This is a genomic window from Streptomyces broussonetiae, assembly GCF_009796285.1.
GTDB classification, from domain to species: domain Bacteria; phylum Actinomycetota; class Actinomycetes; order Streptomycetales; family Streptomycetaceae; genus Streptomyces; species Streptomyces broussonetiae.
The window spans coordinates 6,161,126-6,186,730 of sequence record NZ_CP047020.1; the positions used below are offsets into that span (position 1 = coordinate 6,161,126).

The 25,605-nt window shown below is 71.1% G+C and carries 23 protein-coding genes and 1 tRNA gene; 18 read left to right on the forward strand and 6 right to left on the reverse strand.

Annotated elements, in window-relative coordinates; all coding sequences use genetic code 11:
- Window positions 1-12: 12 nt before the first annotated feature.
- Both GQF42_RS28490 and nudC read left to right on the forward strand, forming a co-directional pair.
- Complete coding sequence (locus GQF42_RS28490; RefSeq protein ID WP_158924524.1) at window positions 13-1,416, forward strand: dipeptidase; 1,404 nt, start codon at window positions 13-15, stop codon at window positions 1,414-1,416.
- A gap of 153 nt (window positions 1,417-1,569) precedes the next feature.
- Entirely contained in the window at window positions 1,570-2,514 is a 945-nt protein-coding gene (gene nudC, locus GQF42_RS28495; RefSeq protein WP_199272831.1) for an NAD(+) diphosphatase, read from the forward strand.
- A 382-nt stretch (window positions 2,515-2,896) separates the two neighbouring features.
- On the opposite strand, the gene GQF42_RS28500 is transcribed toward nudC, so the two are convergent.
- Entirely contained in the window at window positions 2,897-3,139 is a 243-nt protein-coding gene (locus tag GQF42_RS28500) for a mycoredoxin (RefSeq protein ID WP_158924526.1), read from the reverse strand.
- A 147-nt stretch (window positions 3,140-3,286) separates the two neighbouring features.
- Between GQF42_RS28500 and GQF42_RS28505 the strand changes: the two genes are divergently transcribed.
- From GQF42_RS28505 to GQF42_RS28525, 5 genes are all read left to right on the forward strand, one after another.
- Complete coding sequence (locus tag GQF42_RS28505; RefSeq protein ID WP_233273496.1) at window positions 3,287-5,539, forward strand: ATP-dependent DNA helicase UvrD2; 2,253 nt, start codon at window positions 3,287-3,289, stop codon at window positions 5,537-5,539.
- A gap of 164 nt (window positions 5,540-5,703) precedes the next feature.
- Complete coding sequence (locus GQF42_RS28510) at window positions 5,704-6,024, forward strand: hypothetical protein (RefSeq protein ID WP_158924528.1); 321 nt, start codon at window positions 5,704-5,706, stop codon at window positions 6,022-6,024.
- Window positions 6,025-6,198: 174 nt separating this feature from the next.
- Window positions 6,199-6,567, forward strand: coding sequence for a WhiB family transcriptional regulator (locus tag GQF42_RS28515; RefSeq protein ID WP_053664703.1), 369 nt, complete (start codon window positions 6,199-6,201; stop codon window positions 6,565-6,567).
- On the forward strand, window positions 6,564-6,887 hold the full coding sequence (locus tag GQF42_RS28520; RefSeq protein ID WP_158924530.1) for a hypothetical protein: 324 nt from the start codon (window positions 6,564-6,566) through the stop codon (window positions 6,885-6,887). Before GQF42_RS28515 ends, GQF42_RS28520 begins: the two co-directional genes overlap by 4 nt.
- Before the next feature lie 138 nt (window positions 6,888-7,025).
- On the forward strand, window positions 7,026-7,241 hold the full coding sequence (locus tag GQF42_RS28525) for a hypothetical protein (protein WP_158924532.1): 216 nt from the start codon (window positions 7,026-7,028) through the stop codon (window positions 7,239-7,241).
- 62 nt (window positions 7,242-7,303) lie between these two features.
- Here the strand turns inward: GQF42_RS28525 and GQF42_RS28530 are convergent, their stop codons facing one another.
- Both GQF42_RS28530 and GQF42_RS28535 read right to left on the reverse strand, forming a co-directional pair.
- Window positions 7,304-8,683: an ABC1 kinase family protein gene (locus GQF42_RS28530; RefSeq protein ID WP_158924534.1), complete on the reverse strand. Its 1,380-nt coding sequence runs from the start codon at window positions 8,681-8,683 to the stop codon at window positions 7,304-7,306.
- Window positions 8,676-9,902, reverse strand: coding sequence for a TOMM precursor leader peptide-binding protein (locus tag GQF42_RS28535; protein ID WP_158924536.1), 1,227 nt, complete (start codon window positions 9,900-9,902; stop codon window positions 8,676-8,678). The genes GQF42_RS28530 and GQF42_RS28535 overlap by 8 nt, the downstream gene beginning before the upstream one ends.
- Before the next feature lie 361 nt (window positions 9,903-10,263).
- On the opposite strand from GQF42_RS28535, the gene GQF42_RS28540 reads away from it, so the two are divergent.
- From GQF42_RS28540 to GQF42_RS28555, 4 genes are all read left to right on the forward strand, one after another.
- On the forward strand, window positions 10,264-10,860 hold the full coding sequence (locus tag GQF42_RS28540) for a M48 metallopeptidase family protein (protein ID WP_158924538.1): 597 nt from the start codon (window positions 10,264-10,266) through the stop codon (window positions 10,858-10,860).
- Window positions 10,861-10,990: 130 nt separating this feature from the next.
- On the forward strand, window positions 10,991-12,766 hold the full coding sequence (locus GQF42_RS28545; RefSeq protein ID WP_158924540.1) for a TerD family protein: 1,776 nt from the start codon (window positions 10,991-10,993) through the stop codon (window positions 12,764-12,766).
- A gap of 11 nt (window positions 12,767-12,777) precedes the next feature.
- The gene (locus GQF42_RS28550; protein ID WP_158924542.1) at window positions 12,778-13,458 is read left to right on the forward strand and encodes an AIM24 family protein; all 681 of its coding nucleotides are present in this window, start codon (window positions 12,778-12,780) and stop codon (window positions 13,456-13,458) included.
- A gap of 17 nt (window positions 13,459-13,475) precedes the next feature.
- Entirely contained in the window at window positions 13,476-14,231 is a 756-nt protein-coding gene (locus GQF42_RS28555) for an AIM24 family protein (protein ID WP_158924544.1), read from the forward strand.
- 55 nt (window positions 14,232-14,286) lie between these two features.
- Here the strand turns inward: GQF42_RS28555 and GQF42_RS28560 are convergent, their stop codons facing one another.
- Both GQF42_RS28560 and GQF42_RS28565 read right to left on the reverse strand, forming a co-directional pair.
- Complete coding sequence (locus GQF42_RS28560) at window positions 14,287-14,808, reverse strand: NUDIX hydrolase (protein ID WP_158924546.1); 522 nt, start codon at window positions 14,806-14,808, stop codon at window positions 14,287-14,289.
- Window positions 14,805-16,247, reverse strand: a complete 1,443-nt coding sequence (locus tag GQF42_RS28565) for a zinc-dependent metalloprotease (RefSeq protein WP_158924548.1) — start codon at window positions 16,245-16,247, stop codon at window positions 14,805-14,807. The genes GQF42_RS28560 and GQF42_RS28565 overlap by 4 nt, the downstream gene beginning before the upstream one ends.
- 192 nt (window positions 16,248-16,439) lie before the next feature.
- Here GQF42_RS28565 and GQF42_RS28570 point away from each other — a divergent pair, with 192 nt between their 5' ends.
- The 4 genes from GQF42_RS28570 to GQF42_RS28580 all read left to right on the forward strand — a co-directional run bounded on the left by GQF42_RS28570 (window position 16,440) and on the right by GQF42_RS28580 (window position 19,642).
- Window positions 16,440-17,561, forward strand: a complete 1,122-nt coding sequence (locus GQF42_RS28570; protein ID WP_158924549.1) for an SDR family oxidoreductase — start codon at window positions 16,440-16,442, stop codon at window positions 17,559-17,561.
- A 117-nt stretch (window positions 17,562-17,678) separates the two neighbouring features.
- On the forward strand, window positions 17,679-18,137 hold the full coding sequence (locus GQF42_RS28575; RefSeq protein WP_158924550.1) for a molybdenum cofactor biosynthesis protein MoaE: 459 nt from the start codon (window positions 17,679-17,681) through the stop codon (window positions 18,135-18,137).
- 183 nt (window positions 18,138-18,320) lie between these two features.
- Window positions 18,321-18,494: a hypothetical protein gene (locus GQF42_RS45050; protein ID WP_199272833.1), complete on the forward strand. Its 174-nt coding sequence runs from the start codon at window positions 18,321-18,323 to the stop codon at window positions 18,492-18,494.
- Between the two features lie 50 nt (window positions 18,495-18,544).
- A complete protein-coding gene (locus GQF42_RS28580; RefSeq protein WP_158924551.1) occupies window positions 18,545-19,642 on the forward strand; it encodes a YlbL family protein in 1,098 nt (365 codons plus the stop codon).
- A 141-nt stretch (window positions 19,643-19,783) separates the two neighbouring features.
- On the opposite strand, the gene GQF42_RS28585 is transcribed toward GQF42_RS28580, so the two are convergent.
- Window positions 19,784-20,326, reverse strand: coding sequence for a PPA1309 family protein (locus GQF42_RS28585; RefSeq protein ID WP_199272834.1), 543 nt, complete (start codon window positions 20,324-20,326; stop codon window positions 19,784-19,786).
- A gap of 164 nt (window positions 20,327-20,490) precedes the next feature.
- Between GQF42_RS28585 and GQF42_RS28590 the strand changes: the two genes are divergently transcribed.
- From GQF42_RS28590 to GQF42_RS28600, 3 genes are all read left to right on the forward strand, one after another.
- Window positions 20,491-23,427 (forward strand): UPF0182 family membrane protein, encoded by a 2,937-nt coding sequence (locus tag GQF42_RS28590; protein ID WP_199273107.1) that lies wholly within the window; start codon window positions 20,491-20,493, stop codon window positions 23,425-23,427.
- 40 nt (window positions 23,428-23,467) lie between these two features.
- A tRNA-Met gene (locus tag GQF42_RS28595) sits at window positions 23,468-23,541 on the forward strand.
- Between the two features lie 205 nt (window positions 23,542-23,746).
- Window positions 23,747-25,567, forward strand: coding sequence for a tetratricopeptide repeat protein (locus GQF42_RS28600; RefSeq protein WP_199272835.1), 1,821 nt, complete (start codon window positions 23,747-23,749; stop codon window positions 25,565-25,567).
- Window positions 25,568-25,605: the final 38 nt, after the last annotated feature.

A 25,605-nucleotide genomic window follows, 5' to 3' on the forward strand; every position in this document is an offset into this window, starting at 1 on the left:
AGGCTCGTGAACATGAGCCAGACCCCGGACAGCGCCGTCCGCACGTACATCGAGCAGCACCGCGCCACCTTCCTCGACGACCTCGCGGCCTGGCTGCGCATCCCCTCCGTGTCGGCACAGCCCGACCATGCGCCCGACGTACGGAGCAGCGCCGACTGGCTCGCCACCAAGCTGCAGGAGACCGGGTTCCCCACGGTCGAGGTCTGGCAGACCCCCGGCGCCCCTGCCGTCTTCGCCGAGTGGCCCTCGGGCGACCCCGAGGCCCCCACCCTGCTCGTCTACGGCCACCACGACGTACAGCCCGCCGCACGCGAGGACGGCTGGGACAGTGACCCCTTCGAGCCGGTCGTCCGCGCAAACCGCCTCTACGCGCGCGGGGCGGCCGACGACAAGGGCCAGGTGTTCTTCCACACACTCGGCGTCCGCGCCCACCTCGCCGCCACCGGCCGCACCGCCCCCGCGGTCAACCTGAAGCTGCTGGTCGAGGGCGAGGAGGAATCCGGCTCCCCGCACTTCCGCGCCCTCGTGGAGGAGCGCGCGGAGCGGCTCGCCGCCGACGCCGTGATCGTCTCCGACACCGGCATGTGGTCCGAGGACACCCCGACCGTGTGCACCGGCATGCGTGGTCTCGCCGAGTGCGAGATCCGCCTGTACGGCCCCGACCAGGACATCCACTCCGGCTCCTTCGGCGGCGCTGTACCGAACCCGGCCACCGCCGCCGCACGCCTGGTCGCCGCCCTGCACGACGAGCACGCGCGCGTGGCGGTCCCCGGCTTCTACGACGGCGTCGTCGAGCTGACCGACCGCGAACGCGAGCTTTTCGCCGAGCTGCCCTTCGACGAGGAGCGCTGGCTGAGCACCGCCAAGTCCCGCGCCACCCACGGCGAGGCCGGGCACACCACTCTCGAGCGGATCTGGGCCCGCCCGACCGCCGAGGTCAACGGCATCGGGGGTGGCTACCAGGGCCCCGGCAGCAAGACGATCATCCCGTCCTCGGCCATGGTGAAGCTGTCGTTCCGGCTGGTCGCGGGCCAGGACCCCGACCACGTCGAGAAGGCCGTGCGCGCCTGGGCGGCCGAGCAGGTGCCCGCCGGAATCCGCTGCGAGATCGACTTCGGCTCGGCCACGCGCCCGTGCCTGACCCCGCTCGACCATCCCGCGCTGCAGTCCGTGGCCCGCGCCATGGGCCGCGCCTTCGAGGGACCGGTCCGCTTCACCCGGGAGGGCGGCTCCGGGCCCGCCGCCGACCTCCAGGAAGTCCTCGGCGCCCCCGTGCTCTTCCTGGGCATCTCCGTCCCCTCCGACGGCTGGCACGCCCCCAACGAGAAGGTCGAGCTGGACCTCCTCCTCAAGGGCGTCGAAACCAGCGCCTACCTGTGGGGTGACCTGGCCGAGAACTGGCGACCCACGCCCTGACCGGACCGCGCCGTACGGGAAGCCACCGCGCGCGGGGCACACTGGAAGAACCGCCCCGCACGCCCGCCCCCGCCCGGCCCGGTGCCCCACGCCGTACGTCCCGCCGAACCGCCCGCTGAACGAACCGCTGCACTGGGGGAGTTGGAAGCACCCGTGACCACCTGGACCGACGACACAGCCGACCGACCCATCTCACTGACCGCCCCGAGCGGCATCGACCGCGCCGCCCACCACCGGCTCGACGAGGCCTGGCTCGCGGCGGCGTGGAGCCACCCCACGACCCGCTGCTTCGTTGTCTCCGGCGGCCAGGTGCTCATCGACGAGACCCCGGACGGCCGGACCGAACTCGTCATGACGCCCTCCTTCGAGGCCCCGCTCACCGAGGCGCACCGCTACTTCCTCGGCATCGACGAGGACGGCGTCAGCTACTTCGCGCTCCAGAAGGACGCGCTGCCCGGCCGCATCGACCAGTCCGCGCGCCCCGCCGGCCTGCGGGAGGCGGGTCTGCTGCTGTCGCCGCGCGACGCGGGCCTGATGGTGCACGCGGTCGGTCTGGAGAACTGGCAGCGCACCCACCGCTTCTGCTCGCGCTGCGGCGAGCGCACGGTCATCGCCGCGGCCGGCCACATCCGCCGCTGCCAGGCCTGCGGTGCCGAGCACTACCCGCGCACCGACCCGGCCGTGATCATGGCCGTGACCGACGCGGACGACCGCATCCTGCTCGGCCGCCAGGTCCACTGGCCCGAGGGCCGCTTCTCCACGCTCGCCGGCTTCGTCGAGCCCGGCGAGTCCATCGAGCAGGCGGTGCGCCGCGAGGTGTTCGAGGAGGTCGGCGTCACCGTCGGCTTCGTGGAGTACGTGGCCAGCCAGCCCTGGCCCTTCCCGTCCAGCCTGATGCTCGGCTTCATGGCCCGCGCCACGTCCACCGAGATCGACGTCGACGGCGACGAGATCCACGAGGCCCGCTGGTTCTCCCGTGAGGAGCTGCACGAGGCCTTCGAGTCCGGCGAGGTCATGCCGCCCTACGGCATCTCCATCGCCGCCCGCCTGATCGAGATGTGGTACGGCAAGCCGCTGCCGACACGCAGCTTCGTCTGAGACCTGTACCGGGTGCGGGGCGACCCGTACCGGCTCGCTGCCCGCGCGGAGTCGGTCGTGGGCGTGGACCGCTCGCCGGAGATGATCCGGCGAGCCCGAGCCCGAGCCCGAGCCCGAGCCCGAGTCCCCTGACCCTCTGCATGCGACTGCGCGACCGCGCGTCGGCAAGCGTGGTCCGGCCGGCACGCCCCTGAAGTGCCCCGCCCGCGCATGGGGGGCGGGGCCCGCGAGGCCGCCCAGCGCATGCTGCCCGGTTGCGGTTGCGGCTACCGGCGCCGGCTGCCGTGGCGCTGCGCCGTGGTCCGGGACAAGACACAGCAGGGCGGCCCCTGGTCCCTCAGGGGCCGCCCTGCTGTGGTCACCGCGGAGGACCCGCGGCGCGTCACGCGCTGATCTTCTGCTTCACCTGGGCCAGCGACGGGTTCGTCAGCGTGCTGCCGTCCGCGAAGAGCACGGTCGGGACCGTCTGGTTTCCGCCGTTCGCCTTCTCCACGAACGCGGCGGACTCGGGGTCCTGCTCGATGTTGATCTCGGTGTAGGCGATGCCCTCCCGCTCCAGCTGGCTCTTGAGCCGCCGGCAGTAACCGCACCAAGTCGTGCTGTACATCGTCACAGTGCCCTGCATGTCTCTCGCGCTCCTCAGGCAGCTCGAAAAAGTTCGTCCGCGGGGAGAACGTACGCGGCAGGCCCGCCATTCCCGCCAGGGGTATGCACCTTCTCACCCTGGTTGTCCACAGCCGCTGTGACGCTTGCCGCATTAGTACGACAAGAGATGCCCGCCTGTGGACAACGGCCACGGCAGCCCCGGGGGACCTGGCAGCATTGCGGTGTGACAGCAGCAACGCACTCCACCCTCTTCCCGCAGGCACCGGACTCTGCCGACGCGGTGCTCGAAGGGCTCGACCCCGAGCAGCGCGCGGTGGCCACCGCCCTGCACGGCCCGGTGTGCGTCCTCGCCGGAGCGGGCACGGGCAAGACCCGGGCGATCACCCACCGCGTCGCCTACGGGGTGCGCGCCGGCATCCTGCAACCCTCCAGCGTCCTCGCCGTCACCTTCACCAACCGCGCCGCGGGGGAGATGCGCGGCCGACTGCGCCAGCTCGGCGCGCAGGGCGTCCAGGCCCGCACCTTCCACTCCGCCGCGCTGCGCCAGCTCCAGTACTTCTGGCCGAAAGCCATCGGTGGCGGCATGCCCCGGCTCGTCGACCGCAAGATCCAGCTCGTCGCCGACGCTGCCGCCGCCTGCGGCACCAGGCTCGACCGCGGTGAGCTGCGGGACGTCACCGCCGAGATCGAATGGTCCAAGGTGACCCAGACCGTCCCCGCCGACTACCCGTACGCGGCCGCGAAGGCCGGTCGCGAAGCCCCTCGCGCCCCCGCCGAGATCGCCCACCTGTACGCGGCCTACGAAGACCTCAAGCGCGACCGCGCGGTGATCGACTTCGAAGATGTCCTGCTCCTGACCGTCGCCATCCTCCAGGATCGCAGCGACATCGCAGAACAGGTTCGCGCGCAGTACCAGCACTTCGTCGTCGACGAGTACCAGGACGTCAGCCCGCTGCAGCAGCGGCTGCTGGAGCTGTGGCTCGGCGACCGCGACAATCTGTGCGTCGTCGGCGACGCCAGCCAGACCATCTACTCGTTCACGGGAGCAACCCCCGACCACCTCCTGGACTTCCGGACCAGACACCCGGGAGCCACCGTCGTGAAGCTGGTCCGCGACTACCGCTCCACCCCCCAGGTCGTCCACCTCGCCAACGGCCTGCTCGCCCAGGCCCGCGGTCGCGCCGCCGACCACCGGCTGGAACTGGTCTCCCAGCGTGCCCCCGGCGCCGAGCCCGTCCACACCGAGTACACCGACGAGCCCGCCGAGGCAGAAGGCGCCGCCCGCCGTATCCGCGAGCTGATCGACGCGGGCGTGCCGGCCGCCGAGATCGCCGTCCTGTTCCGTACGAACGCCCAGTCCGAGACCTTCGAGCAGGCACTCGCCGACGCCGGTGTCCCCTACCAGCTGCGTGGCGCCGAGCGCTTCTTCGACCGGCCCGAGATCCGCAAGGCCGGCATCGCCCTGCGCGGTGCGGCACGCTTCGGCGGCAACGACTCCCTGCTGGACGACGCCGTCGACCTCCCCTCCCAGGTCCGTGCCGTCCTGTCGGGGGAAGGCTGGACCAGCAAGCCCCCGGCCGGCTCCGGCGCCGTCAGAGAGCGCTGGGAGTCCCTCGCCGCCCTGGTCAACCTGGCGCACGACCTCGCCGCGGCCAGCCCGAAGGCCACGCTCGCCGACTTCGTGACGGAACTGGACGAGCGGGCGGGTGCCCAGCACGCCCCCACCGTCCAGGGCGTCACCCTCGCCTCCCTGCACGCCGCCAAGGGCCTGGAATGGGACGTCGTCTTCCTGGTCGGCGTCGCCGAGGGCATGCTGCCCATCACCTACGCCAAGAGCGACGAGCAGATCGAGGAGGAACGCCGGCTTCTCTACGTCGGCGTCACCCGTGCGCGGGAACGGCTCCACATTTCTTGGGCCTTGTCCCGTTCGCCCGGCGGGCGCCCCAACCGCAGACCCAGCCGCTTCCTCGACGGCCTGCGCCCGGGCACCGCCGCCGCCGTCGGCCGCAGTAGTAGCGGCACCGGCGCGGGCGTCGAACGCGGCACCGGCCGCGACACCACCGCCGTGCCCCGGCGTGCCCAGCGCACCCCCGCCCGCTGCCGGGTCTGCGGCCGGACGCTCACCGAGGCGGGCGAGATGAAGCTGATGCGCTGTGAGGACTGCCCGTCCGACATGGACGAAGGGCTCTACGAACGGCTCCGCGAGTGGCGGGCGGTCCAGGCCGAGCGCAGCGGGCAGCCGGACTTCTGCGTCTTCACCGACCGGACCCTGATGGCCATTGCCGAGGCACGGCCCGAGAACTCCGCCCAGCTCTCCCGCATCCCTGGTGTCCTCAGCCGCAAGCTGCGCAGCTATGGAGGCGAAGTTCTGGCCATCTGTGCAGGCCAGGAGGCCAGCGAGGCCGCCGGGGGCGACTGATGCGAACTCGTCGAAAAAATAGTTTGCGCATGCCCCAGCAATCCCCATAGGTTCTAGGCACGGAAGCAGCGGCCTTCTCGAAGGCGGCGGCTCCGTGATGTACTTGCATATCCGAACGGACTGGTTCGCCCCAGTCCCCAAGACGCCGAGAGGAGGCGAGTCCAGTGATCAGCATCAACATCAGCAACATCAGCGCGGCCAAACTGACCGATCGCTCGACCGTCTCCACGTGCATGCTCGGCGCCTCGAACCAGGGCACCGGTCTGTCCGGCATCCGTGCCGCCCGTCCGGCGTCCTCCCTTGCTCTCGCGGGTCTTCCCGTTCGTGAGCGCAATGAGCGACCGACCAAGGCACTGGAAGCGGTAGCGGCACAGGCACATGCCTATGTCTTTGCGGCGGCCGGTGCCGGATTCCGGAAGCAGACGACGCAGCACCACCAGATGTGGGCCTTCCGTGGGCCAAAACCCTGGAGTGATCCAGCCTGACAGCCGATCAGGCCGGCGCCTTCAGGGCCGCGGAACCCCAACCGGGATCCGCGGCCCTTCTGTTTTCCCTCAAGCGGGAAGACGAAGCCGAAGGGGCCTCGGGACAAGAAAAGAACCCGGTACCAGCCGACACCCGGTCAACCGGCCGGAACGACCAGACGAGGAAGACCAACCGTGCAACTCGAAGCGCACGCCCCGTCCGTACCGCCTTCGCAAACGATCCCCCCGCCCGGCCTCACGGAGGACTCCACCTTGATCCCCCTCACTGCGCTCACCGCGCTCGACGACGCCATCGAGAACCTCGGCGTACCCGTCCCCTGCCGCTCCTACGACCCGGAGGTCTTCTTCGCCGAGTCGCCGGCGGACGTCGAGTACGCCAAGTCCCTCTGCCGCACCTGCCCGCTGATCGAGGCCTGCCTCGCCGGCGCCAAGGAGCGGCGTGAGCCCTGGGGCGTCTGGGGTGGCGAGCTGTTCGTCCAGGGTGTCGTCGTCGCCCGGAAGCGGCCGCGTGGTCGCCCGCGGAAGAACCCGGTCACGGCATGAACACCGCAGGAACGATCGATCGCCCCCTCACGCACGACCCCCAGAAGCAGGCCCCGATGAAGCCGTCCACCAGCGAGCCCGCCGGCTCCGCAACCACAGACTTCACCACCACCGGCGCGACCGAAGCGCGCCAGAACAGGAACCGTGAGATGCAACTCATGCAAGAAGCCCTGGCTCGTGCGCATATGCACGAGCGACTTCATGACGCCGGGAGAGAGCGCCGGGCCCTGCGCCTGGTGGTCGCCCAGCGGATGCAGCGCCGGGCCGAGCGGGCCTCGCTCCGCGCCCGCCGCGCGCTCGCCATGGCCGTCATGCAGTAACGATCACACCCGAGAAGCGGTGGCCTCCCGGCCCAGGGAGGCGAAACCTTCCCTGCGGGGGCCGGTCCGGCCGAACGGACCGGCCCCCGCGGTGCGTTGTGCACGGCGATCGGCCGGTCCGGGAGTTATGGTCAGCAGGTGACGAGTCTTCCCCGAGGCAGTGATCAGGGCGGCTCCAGCACGGAGCCCCGGCTTCCCCTCGTGTGTGCCCGCTGCGGCACCCCTGCCGACGGCCCCCAGCCGGCCACCTGGACCTGCTCCGTGGAGAACGGCACCCGCCAGTACTTCTGCGACACCTGCTCCCGTGAGAACCTCCGGGCGATCGAGGGACGGCTTGACTCGGCGTGGTGGTGAGTACCCCTCCCGCCGCCAGGTGATCGCTGCGTACTCCGCCACCGTCGGCCGAAAATGACGGCTCAGGCCTCCGCCGCCGGTTCCTCCTCGGCCAGTTCGTCATCAAGGGCGCCGGAGACGAAGCCCGGGAGCCACTCCTCCAGTTCCTCCCGCAGGCGCACCGTGGCGCCCAGCTGGCACAGCACGCCGATCGTGCTCAGGGTCACCCGGTGGATCAGCAGATAGGCCGGCGGCAGGTTGAGCTGCTTGCCCAGCTGGTACGCGGGGGAGCGGGGGTCGGCGATGCGGGCGGCCTGGCTGCGCATCCAGGTGCGGGTGAAGGTGAAGGCCTCCGCTCGGGCCGGTTCGATGATCGGCAGCAGGTAGTCGAGCACCGCGTCGGGGTCCAGCTCTATGGACTCCTTCACGAACCCTTCCTCGCAGAGGAGTTCGTAGACCGGCTCGGCATAGCCGTCCAGCGTCATACGGAGGGAGACACCGATCGGTGTCGGCAGGCCGCCGGGGAGCCGGTCGACCGTGCCGAAGTCCAGGACCCCGAGCCGCCAGTCGTCCTCGCCGGACGGGCCCGGGGGCAGCAGACGGAAATTTCCCGGATGCGGGTCGGCGTGCAGCAGGCCGGTGCGGGCCGGGCCCGAGAAGAGGAAGCGGGCCAGGAGCTGCCCGGCCCGGTCGCGCTGCTCAGGGGTGCCGTCCGTGATGATGTCGGCCAGCGGGATGCCGTCCATCCACTCGGTCACCAGGACCTGCTCGCACTGATGCACCACTGCCGGGACCACCACGTCCGGGTCGCCCGCGAACTCCTCCGCGTGCACGGCCTGGGCCTGGGCCTCCAGTCCGTAGTCCAGCTCCTCGGAGACGCGGTCCTTCAGCTCCGAGATCAGCGGCTTGATGTCCATGCCGGGGATGAGAGGCCCCAACAGGCGTGCAAAACGGCTCAGTTGGCCCAGGTCGGAGATCAGAGCCTCGCCGGCGCCCGGGTACTGCACCTTGACCGCCACCTCGCGGCCGTCGTGCCACACTGCCCGGTGCACCTGACCGATCGAGGCCGCGGCGGCAGGCTTGTCCTCGAACTCCTCGAACAGCTCCCTCCAGTCCGGACCGACCCGCTTCTCGAGCACGGAGTGCACCGTGCGGGTCGGCATCGGCGGTGCGGCCTCCTGGAGCTTGGTCAGGGCCACCCGGTAGGGGCCGGCGACCTCTTCGGGGAGCGCGGACTCGAAGACGGACAGGGCCTGCCCGAACTTCATCGCGCCGCCCTTCAGCTCGCCGAGCACCTTGAACAACTGCTCCGCCGTGCGCTGTTGCAGCTCACGGCCGACGATCTCCGCGGACTCGCCCACGATCCGCTTGCCCAGCCCCCAGGTCGCCCGGCCGGCGAAGCCGAGCGGGAGCGCGGCGAGTTTGGCGGTACGGGTGACCGCCTTCCGGGGAAGATCAGACATGCGCCCTCCAAGTCCCAGTCGGCCGCGCCGCGCCTGCTGTGCGTCGTCGCTCCGTCGGCGGCCGTTGCACCGCCATTGTCGCGCGAGGCTCCCCGTTGGTTGAGGAGTGCTCCCCCTTGGCTTTTCTCGCAGCTTGCCGGGCCGCACCGCACTCGCACTCCGGATGCGGCAGGACCGGTCGGGAGGACCAGTTCAGGCCAGGTGCGGACACCTTCCAGCGGGCTCCCGCGCCGGACGGTGACTCCCCGTCGAGGAAGGCCAGCGCATGCGCCGCGGCGAAACCGGCGACCGCTGTGGCCAGCGTCAGATCGCAGGCCCCGACCCGACGGGACCTCGCGCAGCGCCACTGGGCGATCAGCCGGGGCCAGACCGGGTCCCGGTCCGTGCGGTGAAAGTGCAGGCAACGGGCGCAGCCGGTCTCGCCGGGCAGGACGAGCGGGCCGACGACCCCGGTGCTCTCCACGACACCTGCGTACAGGTGGGGCGTTCCCGAGGCCATGAGCGGCTCGGCGGCGACCGGGTCCGGTGCGTGCACGGCCACGTCGTCCCGGGGCGTGAGGATCACCAAGGAGAGCCCGGGATCCGGGGTACCGGGATCCGGCCGGTGGGCGCGGCGTCGAGGGTGGTCCGGTGCCGCGCGGCGGACCGCGGCCCGCGCCGCCGTGTCCCGGCGCTCGCCGAGCGCATCGGCGGGCAGGCCGCCCGGGGCCACGTCCCAGGGCTCCACGCGTCCCGTGTCGCGTACGTCGACCTCGCCGACGCCGGCGCCCGAGAGCACCGACGCCAGCACGGCGCCGACGCGTCCCGCTCCCTCCACCCGCACGCTGAGCGCGCGGCGGGCGGCGAGCCGTGCGAGCGCGCCGCCCGGCTCGGCCGTGGTCAGGGACAGCGAGGTGAGGTCGGGGCGCAGCCGCAGCAGGACGTCGTCCCGCGCGCGCAGCGCGTCGGCGGCCGGTCCGCCGCCGCGCGCGTCGTCGACGAGGCCCGCGCGCGAGAGCCGTTCCAGCAGCGTGTCGACCCGGTCGGCCGGCAGGTCCATGCGGCGGCCCTCCTCGCGCAGCAGCGGCAGCCCGCGGGTGCCGTTGAGCAGGTCGAGGAAGTCGCGTGTCGCCGGATCCATCGGTCCCAGCGTCTGTGCGTGCGCCGCGGTCATCCCGAACTGCACGGTGTCGCGATCACGCCAGCCGCGCCGCAGCGCGGGCTTCATCACCGGATGCATGACTGACCCCCCGTCCGTTGAAGCATCGCCCGTACCCCCCTGGAACATCCTCGTCGTCGGTGGCAGCCGGTAGCGCTCCGCCGATGCCTGTCAGCATGCCGTGCCCGGCCGTCCGCTGCCGAGAGTTATCCACAGGGTGGGGGTATTTGTCGTACAAGCTGGGTGGGTGAAATCGTCCTGTTCGATCGAAAATAACCAACAGCAGTCGGGCGAAGTCGGTTGGATCACTCGGGCAGAGTCACGGAAACCGGATGTGCGGATCAGTCGGAGGAATCATAGGAATCAAACGCATGGTGGGGGATCGGCACGGAACCGTTCCGGAGCCGGGACTTTGGCCGTGCCCACCGGGTAACGTCGGGGCGTGCCCGCCGACCCACTGCACCGCGCCGGAAAGCCACAGCGCAGCACGACGAGCCAGCCGCCCAGCGGCTCAAAGGCGAGCGCGATCGAGGTCCGCAGGAGTGCCCGGCGTCGCCGGACGGTCTCCGCGTACCGCGAGGGTGATCGCACCGTCGTACTGATCCCCGCCCGCATGTCGAAGGCGGAGGAGCAGCGCTGGGTCACCGTCATGCTCGACAAACTCGCCGCCCAGGAGAGCAAACGGGTTCTCGGCGACGCCGAGCTGGCCGAGCGTGCGGAGCGGCTGTCGGCCCAGTACTTCGACGGCCGGGCGCGTCCCGCCTCCGTCCGTTGGGTCACCAACCAGAACACGCGCTGGGGTTCGTGCACCCCGGCCGAGGGCAGCATCCGGCTCTCGCACCGGCTGCAGGGGACGCCCGACTACGTCATCGACTACGTCCTCTGCCATGAGCTGGCGCATCTGCTGGTGCCCGGTCACGGGCCGGACTTCTGGCGGCTCTTGGAGGCCTATCCGCGCACCGAGCGGGCCCGCGGCTATCTCGAGGGGGTCGTGGCGGCCGACCGGCTGCCGCATGTGCCCGGCGCGCGCGGGGAGTGAGCCGGGACGCCGTACGTCCGTCCCCTGCGCGGGTTGTGTACCGGCTCTGTACCGGCTGCGCCCGTTGTCGGACTTTGCCGTTAGCCTGACGCGACGCACTCGCATTCGGGATGGGGGACGGTCGTAACGCATGGCCAGGGAATTCCAACGCGGCCACAAGGCCAGGATCAGTGACCTGACGGCGGGCACGGATCTGTACGTAGGGGTGCAGATCTCCGCCCCCGGACTGACCTTCGACATCAGCTGCTTCGGTCTGGACGGCGACGAGCGTCTCTCGGACGACCGGTACTTCGTCTTCTTCAACCAGCCGAAGTCCCCGGAGGAGTCCCTTCAGCTGCTGGGCGCCCAGGCGGGCGACACGGAGTCGTTCCGGGTCACTCTGGACCGCATCCCGGCGCACATCCGCAAGCTGTCCTTCACGGCGACCGTCGACGGGGCCGGGCAGATGTCGCAGATCGCCCCCGGTTACCTGCGCATCGTGGCGGGCGGCGAGGAGGTCGCGCGGTACTCCTTCGACGGCGCGGAGTTCTCCACCGAGCGGGCCGTGATGCTCGGTGACATCTACTTCAAGGACGCGTGGCGGTTCGCCGCCGTCGGACAGGGCTTCGACGGCGGACTGGAGGCGCTGCTGAAGAACTTCGGCGGCGAGGTGCTGGAGGAGGAGCCGCCCGCCGCCCCGCAGGCGCCGCAGACCGGCGCCGCCCCCGGATTCGCCCCGCCCGCCCAGGCCACGACCCCGCCCGCCTTCGCCGCCCCGGCGGCCCCCGCCGCCGCTCCCGCACCGAACCCCGCCCCGCAGCCCGCCGCTCAGAGCTACGCGGCTCCGTCCGGAAGCACTCCTTTGCAGGGCTTCCCCCCTCCGGCCGGGAGCACGCCCCCACAGGGTTTCACCCCGCAGCCCGGCCACACCCCGCCCGGCCAGACCCCGCCTCCGCCCCCCGCTCCCGCGCCGAACGTGCACGCCGCGCCGACGGTCATCGCACCCCTGGGCGCGCAGGCCGCCGGCATGGTCCCCCCGCCCGCGCCGGCTCCCTCGCCCTACGGCCAGCCGCAGCAGCAGCAGCCGTCGTACGGCGGCCGGCCGGGTGCGCCGGTGCCACCGGGACACGGCCAGCAGCCGCCCTCCTACGGTGGTCAGCCGGCCGCCCCCATGCCCCCGGGATACGGCCAGCAGCCGTCCTACGGGCAGATCCCCGGCCAGCAGACCGCCGGTTACGCGGCGCCGCAGGGAGCCCCGCAGGGCGGTGCCGGTGTGACGGCCGCGCTCCAGATGTACAAGGAGACGCCCACCGGGCAGCGCTGGACGCTGCAGAACACGAAGCTCGTCCGGGTCGATCTCGGCATCGGCGGACAGCCCGTGCTGGCCCGGCAGGGCAGCATGGTGCTCTACCAGGGCAAGGTCGACTTCGGCTACAAGGGCGCCGGGTTCGCCGGGCGGATCGTCGGTCACGCCACCGGCCAGGAGATGCAGCTGATGCGCTGCACCGGCAACGGCCAGGTGTTCCTCGCCGAGAACGCCACCCAGCTGCACGCCATCGAGTTGCAGGGCGACGCCATCTGCGTGTCCGCGGAGAACGTGCTCGCCTTCGACGAGGGCCTGCACCACGAGGTCCGCCGGATCGAGGGACACGGTATCCCCGGCGGCGCGCTGTTCACGATGCAGTTCCAGGGCACGGGGACGGTCGTCGTCAAGACGCACGGCACGCCCGTCGTCCTGCCGGTCACACCGACGACCTTCGCGGACTGCAACGCCGTCGTCGCCTGGTCGGCCGCCTCCCAGGTGATCGTCTCCAGCCAGGTCCGCATGCGCCGCAACGCGTACCCGGGCGACACCGGGGAGAGCGTCAACCTCCAGTTCCGGGGCGCGCCCGGCAACTTCATCGTCGTCCAGCCGTACGAGGTCTGAGGGAGCCCGTCATGAACCAGCCGCTCGCGGGCTTCGCCCCCGCACCCGTCACCGCGCGCATGGAGAACCACGGCCATCACATGCTGAAGGTCGCCATGCAGACCGGAAACGACCTTCTCGCGCGCGTGGGGTCGATGGTCGCCTACGAAGGCTTCGTCCAGTACGAGCCGAACCCGCCGGCCGTCCGCCAGATCGCCCGCGACTGGATCACCGGCGAGGGCGCGCCCCTGATGAAGTGTTCCGGCGACGGGCTGCTCTACCTCGCCGACTACGGCGCCAACGTGGTCGTGGTCAACCTCAACGGCGACGGCATCTCGGTCAACGCCACCAACCTGCTCGCCTTCGACGCCCACCTCAGCTGGGGTGTCGAGCGGGTCAAGGGGCTCGCCAAGTTCGCCGGGCAGGGCCTGTGGAACACCAGGATCTCGGGGCAGGGCTGGGTCGCGCTGACCTCCCGGGGCACGCCGATCGTCGTCGACTGCGGCGGTGGCGAGGACGAGACGTACGTCGACCCCGACGCACTCGTCGCCTGGTCGCCGAACCTGAAGGTGAAGGGCAAGCGCAGCTTCAAGGCGCAGTCGCTGATCGGCAGGGGCAGCGGCGAGGCCTACCAGATGGCCTTCTCCGGCCAGGGCATCGTCGTCGTCCAGCCCAGCGAGGACAGCACCGACCGCCTCCGGATCCGGGGCTGAGGGGAAGTCAGAACGTCATGCAGAGCCCGCTTTTCGCGCACAACGACCTCCAGACGCAGGAGCGTTGGAGCCTGCAGAACGCGCAGTTGCTCCGCGTCACCCTGGAGGGCCACGACGACATCCTCGCCCGCAAGGGCACCATGGTCGCCTACCAGGGGCTGATGGAGTTCGACGCCGAGTACCAGAACAACAACCAGGCACGCGCGCGTGCGTACACCGGCGAGGGCCTGGACCTGATGCGCTGCCACGGACAGGGCACGGTGTATCTCGCCAACCTCGCCCAGCACGTGCACATCATGGACGTCGAGCAGGACGGGCTGACCGTCGACAACTCCTACGTCCTCGCCATGGACTCCTCGCTCCACTACGAGGTCGTCGCCGTCGACAGCCTCTACGGCATCTCCGGCTCCGGGAAGTACCAGCTGAACATCACCGGACGCGGCAAGGTCGCCCTGATGACCTCCGGCGCTCCGCTGCTGATGCAGGTCACGCCCGACCGGTACGTCAACTGCGACGCGGACGCGATCGTCGCCTGGTCCGCCGGGCTGCGCGTGCAGATGCAGGCCCAGACGCACTCGTCCGGGGTGTGGCGCCGACGTGGCAACACCGGTGAGGGCTGGGAGCTGAGCTTCATGGGGTCCGGGTTCGCGCTGGTCCAGCCCAGCGAGCTGCTGCCGCCGCAGAACGCGGTGATCGGGCAGGGCCTCGCCGCCCAGTTCGGCATGGGACAGCACGGAGCGCGCGGCCAGAACCAGGGAAACGTCTGGAACTGAGCGTCCGGTCGGCCAACGTAAGGGGCGTCCGCAATGTGCGGCGCCCCTTACCCGTTCACAGCCTTGCGCGGGTCGCTTCCAGCAGCCGTACGACGGACTCGTCGGCCACCCCCGCCACCTCGTCGTAGGCGAACCACCGCAGGTCGAGCGACTCGTCGCTGATCGCCTGCACCGCTCCGGGCGGGGCCAGCACCGCGTACTGGACGTCGTAGTGCCAGTGGCAGGGCGCCGGGATCGGATGCCGGTCCAGGCGGACCGGGCCGCCGGGCAGCAGCGTCAGCCCGGTGACACCGGACTCCTCGGTCGCCTCACGCAGCGCCGCCGCCCGCAGCGAGGTGTCCTCGGGCTCGCAGTGGCCGCCCATCTGGAGCCACATCTGCAGCTTCCTGTGGAGGGTGAGCAGCACACGCGCGCGCGACGGGTCGATCACCAGGGCGCTCGCCGTGATGTGCCCGGCCCCGCAGGCCTTCCACATGCCGTCCGGGTGGGCTGCCAGATGGTCCACATAGGCCTGGCGCAGGTCGCCCTGGTCCTCGTACGCCTTCAGTACGAGGACCGCGTCGTCGTACAGGCTCACTCGGCCTCGTCGCCCTTGGCCTCGTCGTCCTTCTTGTGCAGGTCGGGCTTGCCCTGGGAGCCGCCCGCCGCTTCCCCGAGGATCTTGTCCAGCTCGGAGAAGTCCAGCTGCTCGCGGTGCACGAAGCCGTCCGGGTCGTCCAGGTCGGTCGCGGTCGGCAGCATGTCCGGGTGCGCCCAGAGGCCGTCCCGGCCGTCGACCCCGCGCGCGTCCGTGAGCGAGGCCCACAGGCGGGAGGCGTCGCGCAGCCGGCGCGGGCGCAGCTCCAGGCCGATCAGCGTGGCGAACGTCTGCTCCGCGGGGCCGCCGGTCGCGCGGCGCCGGCGCAGGGTCTCGCGCAGGGCGTCCGCGGACGCCAGACGCGGCTTCGCGGCTGCGTGGACCACCGCGTCCACCCAGCCCTCGACGAGCGCCAGAGCGGTCTCCAGGCGGGCCAGGGCGGCCTTCTGCTCGGGCGTGTCCTCCGGCTGGAACATGCCCTGCTGGAGCGCGTCCTGCAGCTGCTCGGGGTTCTGCGGGTCGAACTGGCCGACCACATCCTCCAGCTTGGCCGTGTCGACCTTGATCCCGCGCGCGTAGCCGTCGACCGCGCCGAACAGGTGCGAGCGCAGCCACGGCACATGCGCGAACAGGCGCTGGTGGGCGGCCTCGCGCAGGGCCAGGTAGAGCCGCACCTCCTCCTGCGGCACGCTGAGGTCCTTGCCGAAGGCCTCCACGTTGGCCGGGAGCAGCGCGGCCTTGCCGGCCGGGCCCAGCGGCAGGCCGATGTCGGTGGAGCCGACGACCTCGCCCGCGAGCACACCGACGGCCTGTCCGATCTGCGTGCCGAACATGGCGCCGCCCATCGAGCGCATCATGCCGATCAGCGGGCCCGCCATGGCCTGCATCTCCTCCGGCAGGACGTCGCCCATGGCCGCGCCGACCCGCTCGGCGACCGGGTCGACCAGCTCCTGCCAGGCGGGCAGGGTCGCCTCGACCCACTCCGCGCGGGACCAGGCCACCGCCGAGGCGGAGCCCGACGGCAGGGACGTCGCGTCGTCCAGCCACAGGTCGGCCAGGCGGACGGCCTCCTCGACCGCCTTGCGGTCGGCCGGGCCGACGCTGGCGTCCTTCGTGCCGTCCGGGGTGCCCTGGGCGACCGTCTGGCGGGCGATCTGCTTGGCCATGTCCCAGTTCACCGGACCGCCCTCGTAGGAGAGCATCTGGCCCAGCTGCTGGAAGGCGGCGCCCAGGTCGGTGGGGTTCAGGGACCCGAACATCGCTGCGAGCGGATTGTCGGCGCCGGGGCCGCCCAAGCCTCCGGCTCCGGGCAGGCCGCCGAAGCCGAACGGGTTGGCCGGTCCCTGCCCACCACCGCTCTGCTGGTCCTTCTTCTTGCCCTCGTCGCCGTCCTCCGGCTCCTCCGGCGGAAGGCCGAAACCGAATGGGGTGTCACTCACGGGATTCCTCGGCTGGTAAGGCCACCGGTCTGTCTCCGGCGGCGCGGCTGCCCGACAACACCACCCAGCGTAGACACCCGGACCCGATCGGGCCTCGGTGCTTCGCCCACGCAAGGCCTGCGGCAGGATGGATGCACCTGGTACGTACGCGTCACTCGCGCCCGTATGGAAGACAACCGCTGGAGACGCCCGGTGAGTTCCCCAGATCCGCAGGTTCGCGCAGCGCGAAACCTTTCCACCCCGTCCGCACAGTCCGCCGTGCGCGGGCCCGTCGTCGCGGTCACCGGCGCCGCCGGTGGGGTCGGCGCCCTGCTCACCGAGCGGCTGGTCGCCTCCAGGGAGATCAGGCAGGTCGTCGCCATCGACGAGCGGCGCGGGGAGTGCGCCGACGCCGAGTGGCACATCCTCGACGTGCGTGACCCCGCCATCGCGGACAAACTGCGCGGCGCCGACGTCGTCGTCCACCTCGCGCTGGACCTCGATCTGGAGACCGATCCGGCCGCCCGCACGGCCTACAACGTCCGGGGGACGCAGACCGTCCTCACGGCCGCGGCGGCCGCCGGCGTGCACCGGGTGGTGCTGTGCACGTCGTCGATGGTCTACGGCGCCCTGCCGGACAACGAGCTGCCCCTTTCGGAGGACGCCGAGCTGCGCGCGACCGCCGAGGCCACCGGGGTCGGCGACCTGCTGGAGATCGAGCGGCTGGCCCGGCGGGCGCCGCGCGCGCATCCCGGGCTCAACGTCACCGTCGTGCGGCCCGCCGTGCTGGTCGGAGGCACGGACACCGCGCTGACCCGGTACTTCGAGTCGCCGCGGCTGCTCGTCGTCGCCGGGTCGCGGCCCGCGTGGCAGTTCTGCCATGTCGAGGACCTGTGCAGCGCGCTGGAGTACGCCGTCCTGGAGAAGGTCGACGGGGAACTGGCCGTCGGCTGCGACGGGTGGCTGGAGCAGGAGGAGGTCGAGGAGCTGACCGGGATCCGGCGGATGGAGCTGCCGTCGGCGGTCGCGCTCGGCGCCGCGGCCCGGCTGCACCGGATCGGGCTCACGCCGTCCCCGGCCGGGGATCTCGCGTACACGATGTATCCCTGGGTGGTCAGCGGGAGCCGGTTGCACGACGCCGGGTGGCGGCCGCTGTGGACCAACGAGGAGGTGCTCGCGGAGCTGCTGGAGGAGGTCTCCGGGCGGCACACGGTGGCCGGCCGGCGGCTCGGGCGCAAGGACGCCACGGCCGCGGGCGCCGCGGGCGCGACGGTCGCCCTGCTGGGCGCGGCGGCTGTCGTACGGCGGGCCCGCAAGGCTCGGCGGCGTCTGTGAGACCCCGGCCGGGACCGCAGACCGGAAGGTGGCTGTAGGAGCATCCAAAGCGCTCCACGCGCGTGCCTGGTGAATCTCGTATTCCCCGTTGTCACAGGCGTGCGGCACGATGGGAGCATGGCACATGCGAACGAGCATCCCGGTGAGCAGGCGGCGCGGGATCCCATCAAGCTGATCGCCGTCCGGGAGACCGCCCTCTCCGTGGACGAGGTGCTCCGCGCCGTCGGGGACGAGGCGGCCGGGGGTATCGCGCTGTTCGTCGGGACCGTGCGCAACCACGACGCGGGCGCCGACGTGGACGCGCTCGGCTATTCCTGCCATCCCAGTGCCGAGGCCGAGATGCGGCGCATCGCCGAGAAGGTGGCGGCCCAGTATCCGGTGCGGGCGCTGGCCGCCGTGCACCGGGTGGGGGACCTGGCGGTCGGGGACATCGCCGTGGTCGTCGGGGTGGCCTGCCCGCATCGCGGCGAGGCCTTCGACGCCTGCCGCAAGCTCATCGACGACCTCAAGCGCGAGGTGCCGATCTGGAAGCACCAGAAGTTCTCGGACGGCACCGAGGAGTGGGTGGGCGCGTAGCGCCGTCGTCGGAGTGGCGGTCGGGTGACGGGAGGGCGGGGTGGGGGCTTGCTCATGTCCGTCATCTGGAGCACATCTGTCCCTCCGGTTGCGTAACCCGCCCCCTCGCGTGAGCGTTGTCCGTGCGGATGGTTAATCTGCTGATCAGTCAGTTGCAGACGCTCTTGGCATTGGGAGGTCGGCATGGGGGCGCTTGTCTGGCTGCTGATTCCGCTACTGGCCGCGATCGGTGGCGGGCTCTGGGGCAGCTGGGCCAACCGGACCCGCAAGGTGCGCGGGGACGGGCCCGAACTGGATGGTTATGCCCGGTTCCGTGCGGCGATGGAGAAGTCCCACACGGGCGCCGGGGAGGCCTGACAGGGGTGCCCTGACGGGCCGCTGACAGAGGCGTCACGTACTGTCGTGGCATGCCACGCCGCACCGCGACGATGCTCGCCTCCACCCTGATGCTGATCGCGCTCCTGTGCGCGGGAGTGCTCATCCCCGTGCCGTACGCGGAGATGTCTCCCGGCCCGACCGTGAACACGCTGGGGGAGCACGGCGGCGAGCCGGTGCTGCAGATCACCGGGCACAAGACGTACCAGGCCGGCGGCAACCTGAACATGACCACGGTCCGCGTGACCAGCGCGGACTTCCGGATGAACCTGGTGGAGGCCGTCTACGGCTGGCTCGATCCCGACACCAAGGTCGTCCCGCACGACACGCTCTACCCGGCCGGCACGACGGAGGAGCAGTCCTCGCAGCAGAACGCCGAGGAGTTCAGCCAGTCCCAGGAGAGCGCCAAGGTCGCCGCCCTGAAGGAGCTGGGCATCCCGGTGAAGTCCTGGGTGATCGTCTCCACCGTCGTCAAGGACTCACCGGCCGAGGGCAGGCTGCACGCCGGAGACGTGATCAAGGCCATCGACGGTACGGCGGTCAAGCATCCGTCCGACGTCGCCAAGCTCGTCACCAAGCACCGGCCCGGGCAGAACGTCGTCTTCACCGTCGTCCCCGTCAAGGAACAGGCCGCCGCCGAGAAGGCGCACCGGACGGCGACCGCGACCCAGGACGTCACCATCACCACCAGGACGTCCGACGACAGCGCCCCCAAGCGGGCCATCGTCGGGATCTCCGCCGGGACCGACCACACCTTCCCGTTCACCATCGACATCAAGCTCGCCGACGTCGGCGGGCCCAGCGCCGGCCTGATGTTCGCCCTCGGGATCTACGACAAGCTCACCCCGGGCGACCTCACCGGCGGCAAGTTCGTCGCCGGCACCGGCACGATCGACGACAACGGAACCGTCGGCCCGATCGGCGGTGTCGAGATGAAGACCATCGGCGCGCGCGAAAAGGGCGCCCAGTACTTCCTGACGCCCGCCGACAACTGCGCGGCCGCCGCCAAGGACACCCCGGGCGGGCTCACCCTGGTCAAGGTGAAGAACATCGGCGACGCGCTCAGCGCGCTGAAGGACATCCGCAGCGGCAACACCGGCGCGCTGCCCAAGTGCACCACCAAGGGCTGAGCGGCCCGTGAGGCACGGCTGGGGGTGCCCCTCGGTGCAGGGGCACCCCCATCGCCGTACTGGGGAGAGCCGGAGAGGCCGCCAGTCCTCGTCGGCCCAGTCCTCGTCCGTCCCGTCCTCGTCCGTCCGGACCTCGAACGGCTAGTCCGCGAACGTCGCCGACAGGGCGTCCGCCAGGCCGGGCACCAGGTCCGGGCCGGTGAGGACCTCCGACGGGGAGTCCTTCTCGCGCAGGCGCAGCGCCGACTCGCGGCTGCCGTCGCGCAGCACCGCCACCGTCATGCGCACCTCCTGACGCTCGGGGTGCTGCGCGACCCACTGGGCCAGTTTGGCGTCGCTCAGGTTCTGCGGGACCTGCGCCTCGGCGGACGGCGGCAGCATCAGGCGCTCCACCGACAGCGCGCAGCCGGCCACCGCGTCGGGCCAGGCGATGGTGCCGAGGAAGTCGTCGAGCGGCTTGCCGGCCGGAAGCTCGTCCTGCTCGATCGGGGTGAGACCGGTGGTCTCGGACTCGTTCTCGAGACCCAGCTGGGCCGCGAGCGAGGGTTCCTGGGACCGCAGCCGTGCGGTGTCGACAAGGGCGAAAAGGCGAGCGGGCTGGTCCCAGCCGAGGCCGGAGACGTACTCGTCGATCTCGAGTACGGCCCGGGTGAGCGGGTTCGCTGCCATGGGAGTGTTGGACATGGTCACAATCCTGCCTCGTTCAGGGCCGGAATCGGGAACCGAGCAAACCGTGAGTAAGTTGCATAGGTGTGGGTCCGCGATCACGGGGGGCCACGGCGGGCCCGCGAACACGAGGGCCTGACGGATCGACAGCGAACTTCGAGGTGCGCACCTTGGCTTTCCAGATGCCGGACCGTGGCGGAGGCCCGACGGGGCCACGGATCAGAGCGGGCCGCCCGTCCCGCGGGGCTCGGACCCTGCTCATGACACTGGGCGTCCTGGCCGTCCTCGGCATGGCGTTCACCATGTTCGCGGGCTTCTGGACGGACTGGCTGTGGTACCGGTCGGTGCACTACTCGTCGGTGTTCACCACCACGCTGTGGACCAAGATCGGGCTGTTCTTCGTCTTCGGCCTGCTGATGGCGGTCGCGGTCGGGGTCAACATCTGGATCGCGCACCGGCTGCGGCCCCCGCTGAGTGCCATGTCCATGGAGCAGCAGAGCCTCGACCGCTACCGCATGGGCATCGCGCCGTACAAGACGTGGCTGCTGCTCGCTGTCACCGCCCTCGTCGGACTGATCGCGGGCGCCTCGGCGGCCGGCCAGTGGCGGCTCTGGCTGATGTGGGTCAACGGTGTGCCCTTCCACCAGCAGGACCCGCAGTTCCACCTCGACGTCTCCTTCTACGCCTTCGACCTGCCCTGGTACCGCTTCCTGCTGGGCTTCGGCTTCGCCGCGGCCATCCTGTGCCTGATCGCCGCCGCGCTCACGCACTACCTGTACGGCGGGCTGCGCGTGACCAGCCCGGGTGCCCGGGCCACCGCCGCCGCCACCGGGCATCTGTCGGTCCTGCTCGGCATCTTCGTCGCCCTCAAGGCCGTCGCCTACTGGCTCGACCGGTACGGCCTGGCCGTCAAGTCCAGCGACTTCAAGGCGACCGGCAACTGGACCGGCCTGCGCTACGTCGACGCCAACGCCTATCTGCCCGCGAAGACCATCCTGTTCTGCATCGCGGTCATCTGCGCGCTGCTGTTCTTCGCGACCCTGTGGCGGCGCACCTGGCAGCTGCCCGTCATCGGCTTCGGCCTGATGGTCCTGTCGGCGATCCTGATCGGCGGGCTGTACCCGGCGATCGTGCAGAAGTTCCAGGTCCAGCCCAACGAGCAGGCCAAGGAAGCCCCGTACGTCCAGAAGAACCTCACGGCGACCCGCGAGGCGTACGGCATCGACGACACCAAGGTCACCGAGTACGACGGCAAGTCCACGACCTCGGACAAGACCAGACTGCGCGGTGACGCGGACGCCGCGGCGAGTATCCGCATCATGGACCCGAACGTCGTCTCGCCGACGTTCCAGCAGTCCCAGCAGATGAAGAACTACTACGCATTCCCGACCAACCTGGATGTCGACCGCTACAAGGACAAGACCGGCAAGGAGCAGGACACGGTCATCGGCCTGCGCGAGCTGAACCTGGACGGCATCCCCAAGAACAACTGGATCAACGACCACTTCCGCTACACGCACGGCTACGGCGTGGTCGCCGCCAAGGGCACCGAGGCCGACTCCCAGGGACAGCCGGTCTTCACCGAGTCCGACCTGCCGTCCAAGGGCGACCTGGGCACGTACGAGCAGCGCGTCTACTACGGCGAGAAGACCACCACGTACTCCATCGTCGGCGGGCCGCAGAAGGAGGTCGACTACTCGGCGAACAACGGCGACGAGGAGACCACCAGTTACACGGGCAAGAGCGGGGTCAACCTCGACAACCCGGTCAACCGGGCCGCGTACGCGGTGGCGTTCAACGATCCGCAGATCCTCTACTCGGGCGCGATCGGCAAGGGTTCGCGGATCCTCTACAACCGCACGCCCAAGGAGCGCGTGGAGGCGGTCGCCCCCTGGCTGACCATCGACGGCGATGCCTACCCGGCGGTCGTCAACCACCGCATCCAGTGGATCGTCGACGCCTACACGACGTCGAACGGCTACCCGTACTCCTCCCGTACGACCCTCGGCGATACGACGGCCGACTCGCTGACCGCCGGCAACGACAACCGCGCGGTGGTGGCTCAGCAGAACCAGGTCAACTACATCCGCAACTCGGTGAAGGCGACCGTCGACGCGTACACCGGCGCGGTCAAGCTCTACCAGTGGGACACCCAGGACCCGGTGCTCAAGACCTGGATGAAGGCCTTCCCCGGCACGGTGAAGCCCAAGAGCGCCATCTCCGGGGACCTGCTGTCCCATCTGCGTTATCCGCAGGACCTGTTCAAGGTCCAGCGCGAGCTGCTCACCCGCTACCACGTGACGGACGCGCAGACCTTCCTCACCGGCAGTGAGGTCTGGCAGGTGCCGGACGACCCGACCAACGACTCGGGCAGTGCGGTGCCGCCGTACTACCTGAGTATGAAGATGCCGGACCAGAGCGCGCAGTCGTTCTCGCTGACGACGACGTTCACCCCGAACGGGCGGGACAACCTCAGCGCCTTCATGGCGGTCGACTCCGACCCGGGCGCCAGCGACTACGGCAAGATCAGAATTCTGAAACTGCCGACCAGTACGACCGTCGACGGTCCCAAACAGGTGCAGAGCCAGTTCAACTCCCGGCCGGACATCGCGGAGACGATCAGCCTGCTCAGCCGCGGGCATTCCAAGATCGAGTACGGCAATCTGCTGGCCGTCCCCCTCGACGGCGGACTGCTGTACGCGGAGCCGGTCTACGTCCTTGGCGGTAAGCTCAAGTACCCCTTGCTGGGCAAGGTGCTGGTCAGCTACAACGGCGCCACGGCGTTCGAGAACACCCTCGACGAGGCGCTGAACAAGGTCTTCGGGGTGCAGGGTTCGACCACCACGCCACCGGACACCGGGACCGCCAATCCGCCGACGTCCAGTAATCCGACCGTCCAACAGGCCCTGGACGACGCCCAGAAGGCGTTCGACGCGGGACAACAGGCCCTACGGGGGACGAACGGCCCGGACTGGACCGCGTACGACAAGGCGCAGAAGGACCTGCAGGCCGCGCTGAAGCGGGCGGAAGAGGCCCAGGCCAAGGCCGGCCAGTCCGGCGGAAACGGCAAGAACGCCGACAGGAACGCAGGAAAGAACGGCGGCAAGAACGGGAGTTGATCAAGGCCCCCCGCGCCGTGATATGGTTGCCGAGCAACGGCGCGGGGTGGAGCAGCTCGGTAGCTCGCTGGGCTCATAACCCAGAGGTCGCAGGTTCAAATCCTGTCCCCGCTACTGCAGTCGAAGGCCCGGATTCCCAAGGGATCCGGGCCTTCGTGGTGTGCGAACTCAAATACGGAGGGGAGGTACGGCCGCGCCGCCGTGGGGAGTTGGTCGATGTGTGTTTGACTTGTCGCCCTGTGGGCATGTCGACAAAACGCTGAAGTGACCTCACGGGCTGCGGTATACCGGGTGTACCCAGGTTGCAGGTGGTGCGACGATGGACGTTATGGGGGACAAGGCAACTCTGTTCGAGTCAGGGCGATTTGTGCAGCCTTCCGCTGAGGAGCCGACCCGCGACGAGCTGACCGAGACGGGGGACGCGGCGGAAGAGGTACGCCTCGGTCTCGCCGCGCAGAGCGGTGACACCGAGGCCTCGAGCGTCCTCGGGGCCATGCTGCTGCGCCGCGGCGACCTCGACGGGGCCGAACCCCAGCTGCGGGCCGCCACCGCGGCCGGCGACCGGGCCGCCGCCAACAACCTCGGCGTCCTCCTGCACCAGCGCGGCTACCCCGAGGAGGCGGCCGGGTGGTGGCGCATCGCCGCCGTCGCGGGATCCGCCGCCGCAGCGCACGCGCTCGGCCGCTACCACCGCGAGCGCGGGGACGAGCCGGCCGCCGAGTACTGGCTGCGCCAGTCCGCCGAGCAGGGCCATGTCCTCGGCGCCTATGCGCTCGCCGATCTGCTGGAGCACCGCGGGGACGTCGCCGCGGAGCACTGGATGCGGGCCGCCGCCGAACGCGGCCACCGGGAGGCGGCGTACCGGCTGGCGCGCGCCCTCGACCGCAAGGCCGGCCCGGAGGAGGGGACCGGGTCCGACAACGCTGTCGCGGAGGTCGAGCAGTGGTACCGGCAGGCCGCCGCGCGCGGTCACCGCCGGGCCGCGCTGCACCTCGGGGCGATCCTGGAGAGGCGGGGCGAGCTGAAGGAGGCCGGCCGCTGGTATCTGACCTCGGCCAAGGACGGCGAGGCCCGGGCCGCCTGTGCGCTGGGCTTCCTGCTGCGCGACGCCGGGGACACCGAGAGTGCGGCCGTGTGGTGGCTGCGCGCCGCCCAGGACGGCGACGGCAACGCCGCCAACGCGCTCGGCGCGCTGCACGCCGAGCGCGGCGAGACACAGACCGCCGAGCGCTGGTACCGGGCGGCGCTGGACGCGGGCGACGACAACGGGGCGTACAACCTCGGGCTGCTCTGCGCCGAGCAGGGGCGCACCGCGCAGGCCGAGCAGTGGTACCGGCGCGCGGCCTACGCCGGGCACCGGGAGGCCGCGAACGCGCTCGCCATCCTGCTGCTCCAGGGCGGTGACACGACCGGCGCCGAGCCGTGGTTCTCCAAGGCCGCCGAGGCCGGGAGCGTGGACGCCGCCTTCAACCTCGGGATCCTCTACGCCGGGCGCGGCACCGGGCAGCACGCGGAGATGGCCCTGAGCTGGTACGAGCGGGCCGCCGCCGCCGGGCACACCGAGGCCGCGCTCCAGGTCGGCATCGCCCGGCTGCGCGCGGGCGAGGAGCAGGAGGCCGAGCGGCATCTGCGGTGTGCGGCGGGCGGTGGCAGCGCCGAGGCGGCGTACCGGCTGGCCACGCTGCTGGACGCGCGCCGCCCGCCGGAGCCGGCGCATGAGCTGGGCGAGATCGTGCACGAGAAGACCGAGTGCGAGGAGTGGTACGAGCGTGCCGCCACTCAGGGGCACCGGCGCGCCCAGGTGCGGGTCGGCATGCTGGCCGCCGCCAGGGGCGACGTCGTCGAGGCGGCGAGGTGGTACCGGATGGCGGCGGAGGCCGGGTCGCGCAACGGCGCGTTCAATCTGGGGCTGCTGCTGGCCCGGGAGGGCAGCGGGCCCGAGGCGGCGGTGTGGTGGACCCGGGCCGCGGATGCCGGGCACGGCCGGGCGGCGCTCCGGCTGGCCCTTGTCTACGCGCGTCGGGGAGAGCTGGCGGAGGGGCAGCGCTGGGCCGACCGGGCGGTGGCGCTGGGGCCGGCGGAGGTCGCGGAGCGCGCGGGGCGACTGCGAGACGCCCTGCGGGAAGAGCTGTCGGCGTGAGCCCGGCCACGTCGCCGCCGACTGATTTGCCTGCACGC

What these genes read in the sequence shown, in the direction of transcription:
- GQF42_RS28490 (WP_158924524.1), top strand. Translation starts at nt 13, where the DNA reads ATGAGCCAGACCCCGGACAGCGCCGTCCGCACGTACATCGAGCAGCAC.
- GQF42_RS28500 (WP_158924526.1), bottom strand. Translation starts at nt 3,139, where the DNA reads ATGCAGGGCACTGTGACGATGTACAGCACGACTTGGTGCGGTTACTGC.
- GQF42_RS28505 (WP_233273496.1), top strand. Translation starts at nt 3,287, where the DNA reads ATGCCCGCCTGTGGACAACGGCCACGGCAGCCCCGGGGGACCTGGCAG.
- GQF42_RS28520 (WP_158924530.1), top strand. Translation starts at nt 6,564, where the DNA reads ATGAACACCGCAGGAACGATCGATCGCCCCCTCACGCACGACCCCCAG.
- GQF42_RS28530 (WP_158924534.1), bottom strand. Translation starts at nt 8,683, where the DNA reads ATGTCTGATCTTCCCCGGAAGGCGGTCACCCGTACCGCCAAACTCGCC.
- GQF42_RS28535 (WP_158924536.1), bottom strand. Translation starts at nt 9,902, where the DNA reads ATGCATCCGGTGATGAAGCCCGCGCTGCGGCGCGGCTGGCGTGATCGC.
- GQF42_RS28545 (WP_158924540.1), top strand. Translation starts at nt 10,991, where the DNA reads ATGGCCAGGGAATTCCAACGCGGCCACAAGGCCAGGATCAGTGACCTG.
- GQF42_RS28550 (WP_158924542.1), top strand. Translation starts at nt 12,778, where the DNA reads ATGAACCAGCCGCTCGCGGGCTTCGCCCCCGCACCCGTCACCGCGCGC.
- GQF42_RS28555 (WP_158924544.1), top strand. Translation starts at nt 13,476, where the DNA reads ATGCAGAGCCCGCTTTTCGCGCACAACGACCTCCAGACGCAGGAGCGT.
- GQF42_RS28575 (WP_158924550.1), top strand. Translation starts at nt 17,679, where the DNA reads ATGGCACATGCGAACGAGCATCCCGGTGAGCAGGCGGCGCGGGATCCC.
- GQF42_RS45050 (WP_199272833.1), top strand. Translation starts at nt 18,321, where the DNA reads ATGGGGGCGCTTGTCTGGCTGCTGATTCCGCTACTGGCCGCGATCGGT.
- GQF42_RS28580 (WP_158924551.1), top strand. Translation starts at nt 18,545, where the DNA reads ATGCCACGCCGCACCGCGACGATGCTCGCCTCCACCCTGATGCTGATC.
- GQF42_RS28585 (WP_199272834.1), bottom strand. Translation starts at nt 20,326, where the DNA reads ATGTCCAACACTCCCATGGCAGCGAACCCGCTCACCCGGGCCGTACTC.
- GQF42_RS28590 (WP_199273107.1), top strand. Translation starts at nt 20,491, where the DNA reads ATGCCGGACCGTGGCGGAGGCCCGACGGGGCCACGGATCAGAGCGGGC.
- GQF42_RS28600 (WP_199272835.1), top strand. Translation starts at nt 23,747, where the DNA reads ATGGACGTTATGGGGGACAAGGCAACTCTGTTCGAGTCAGGGCGATTT.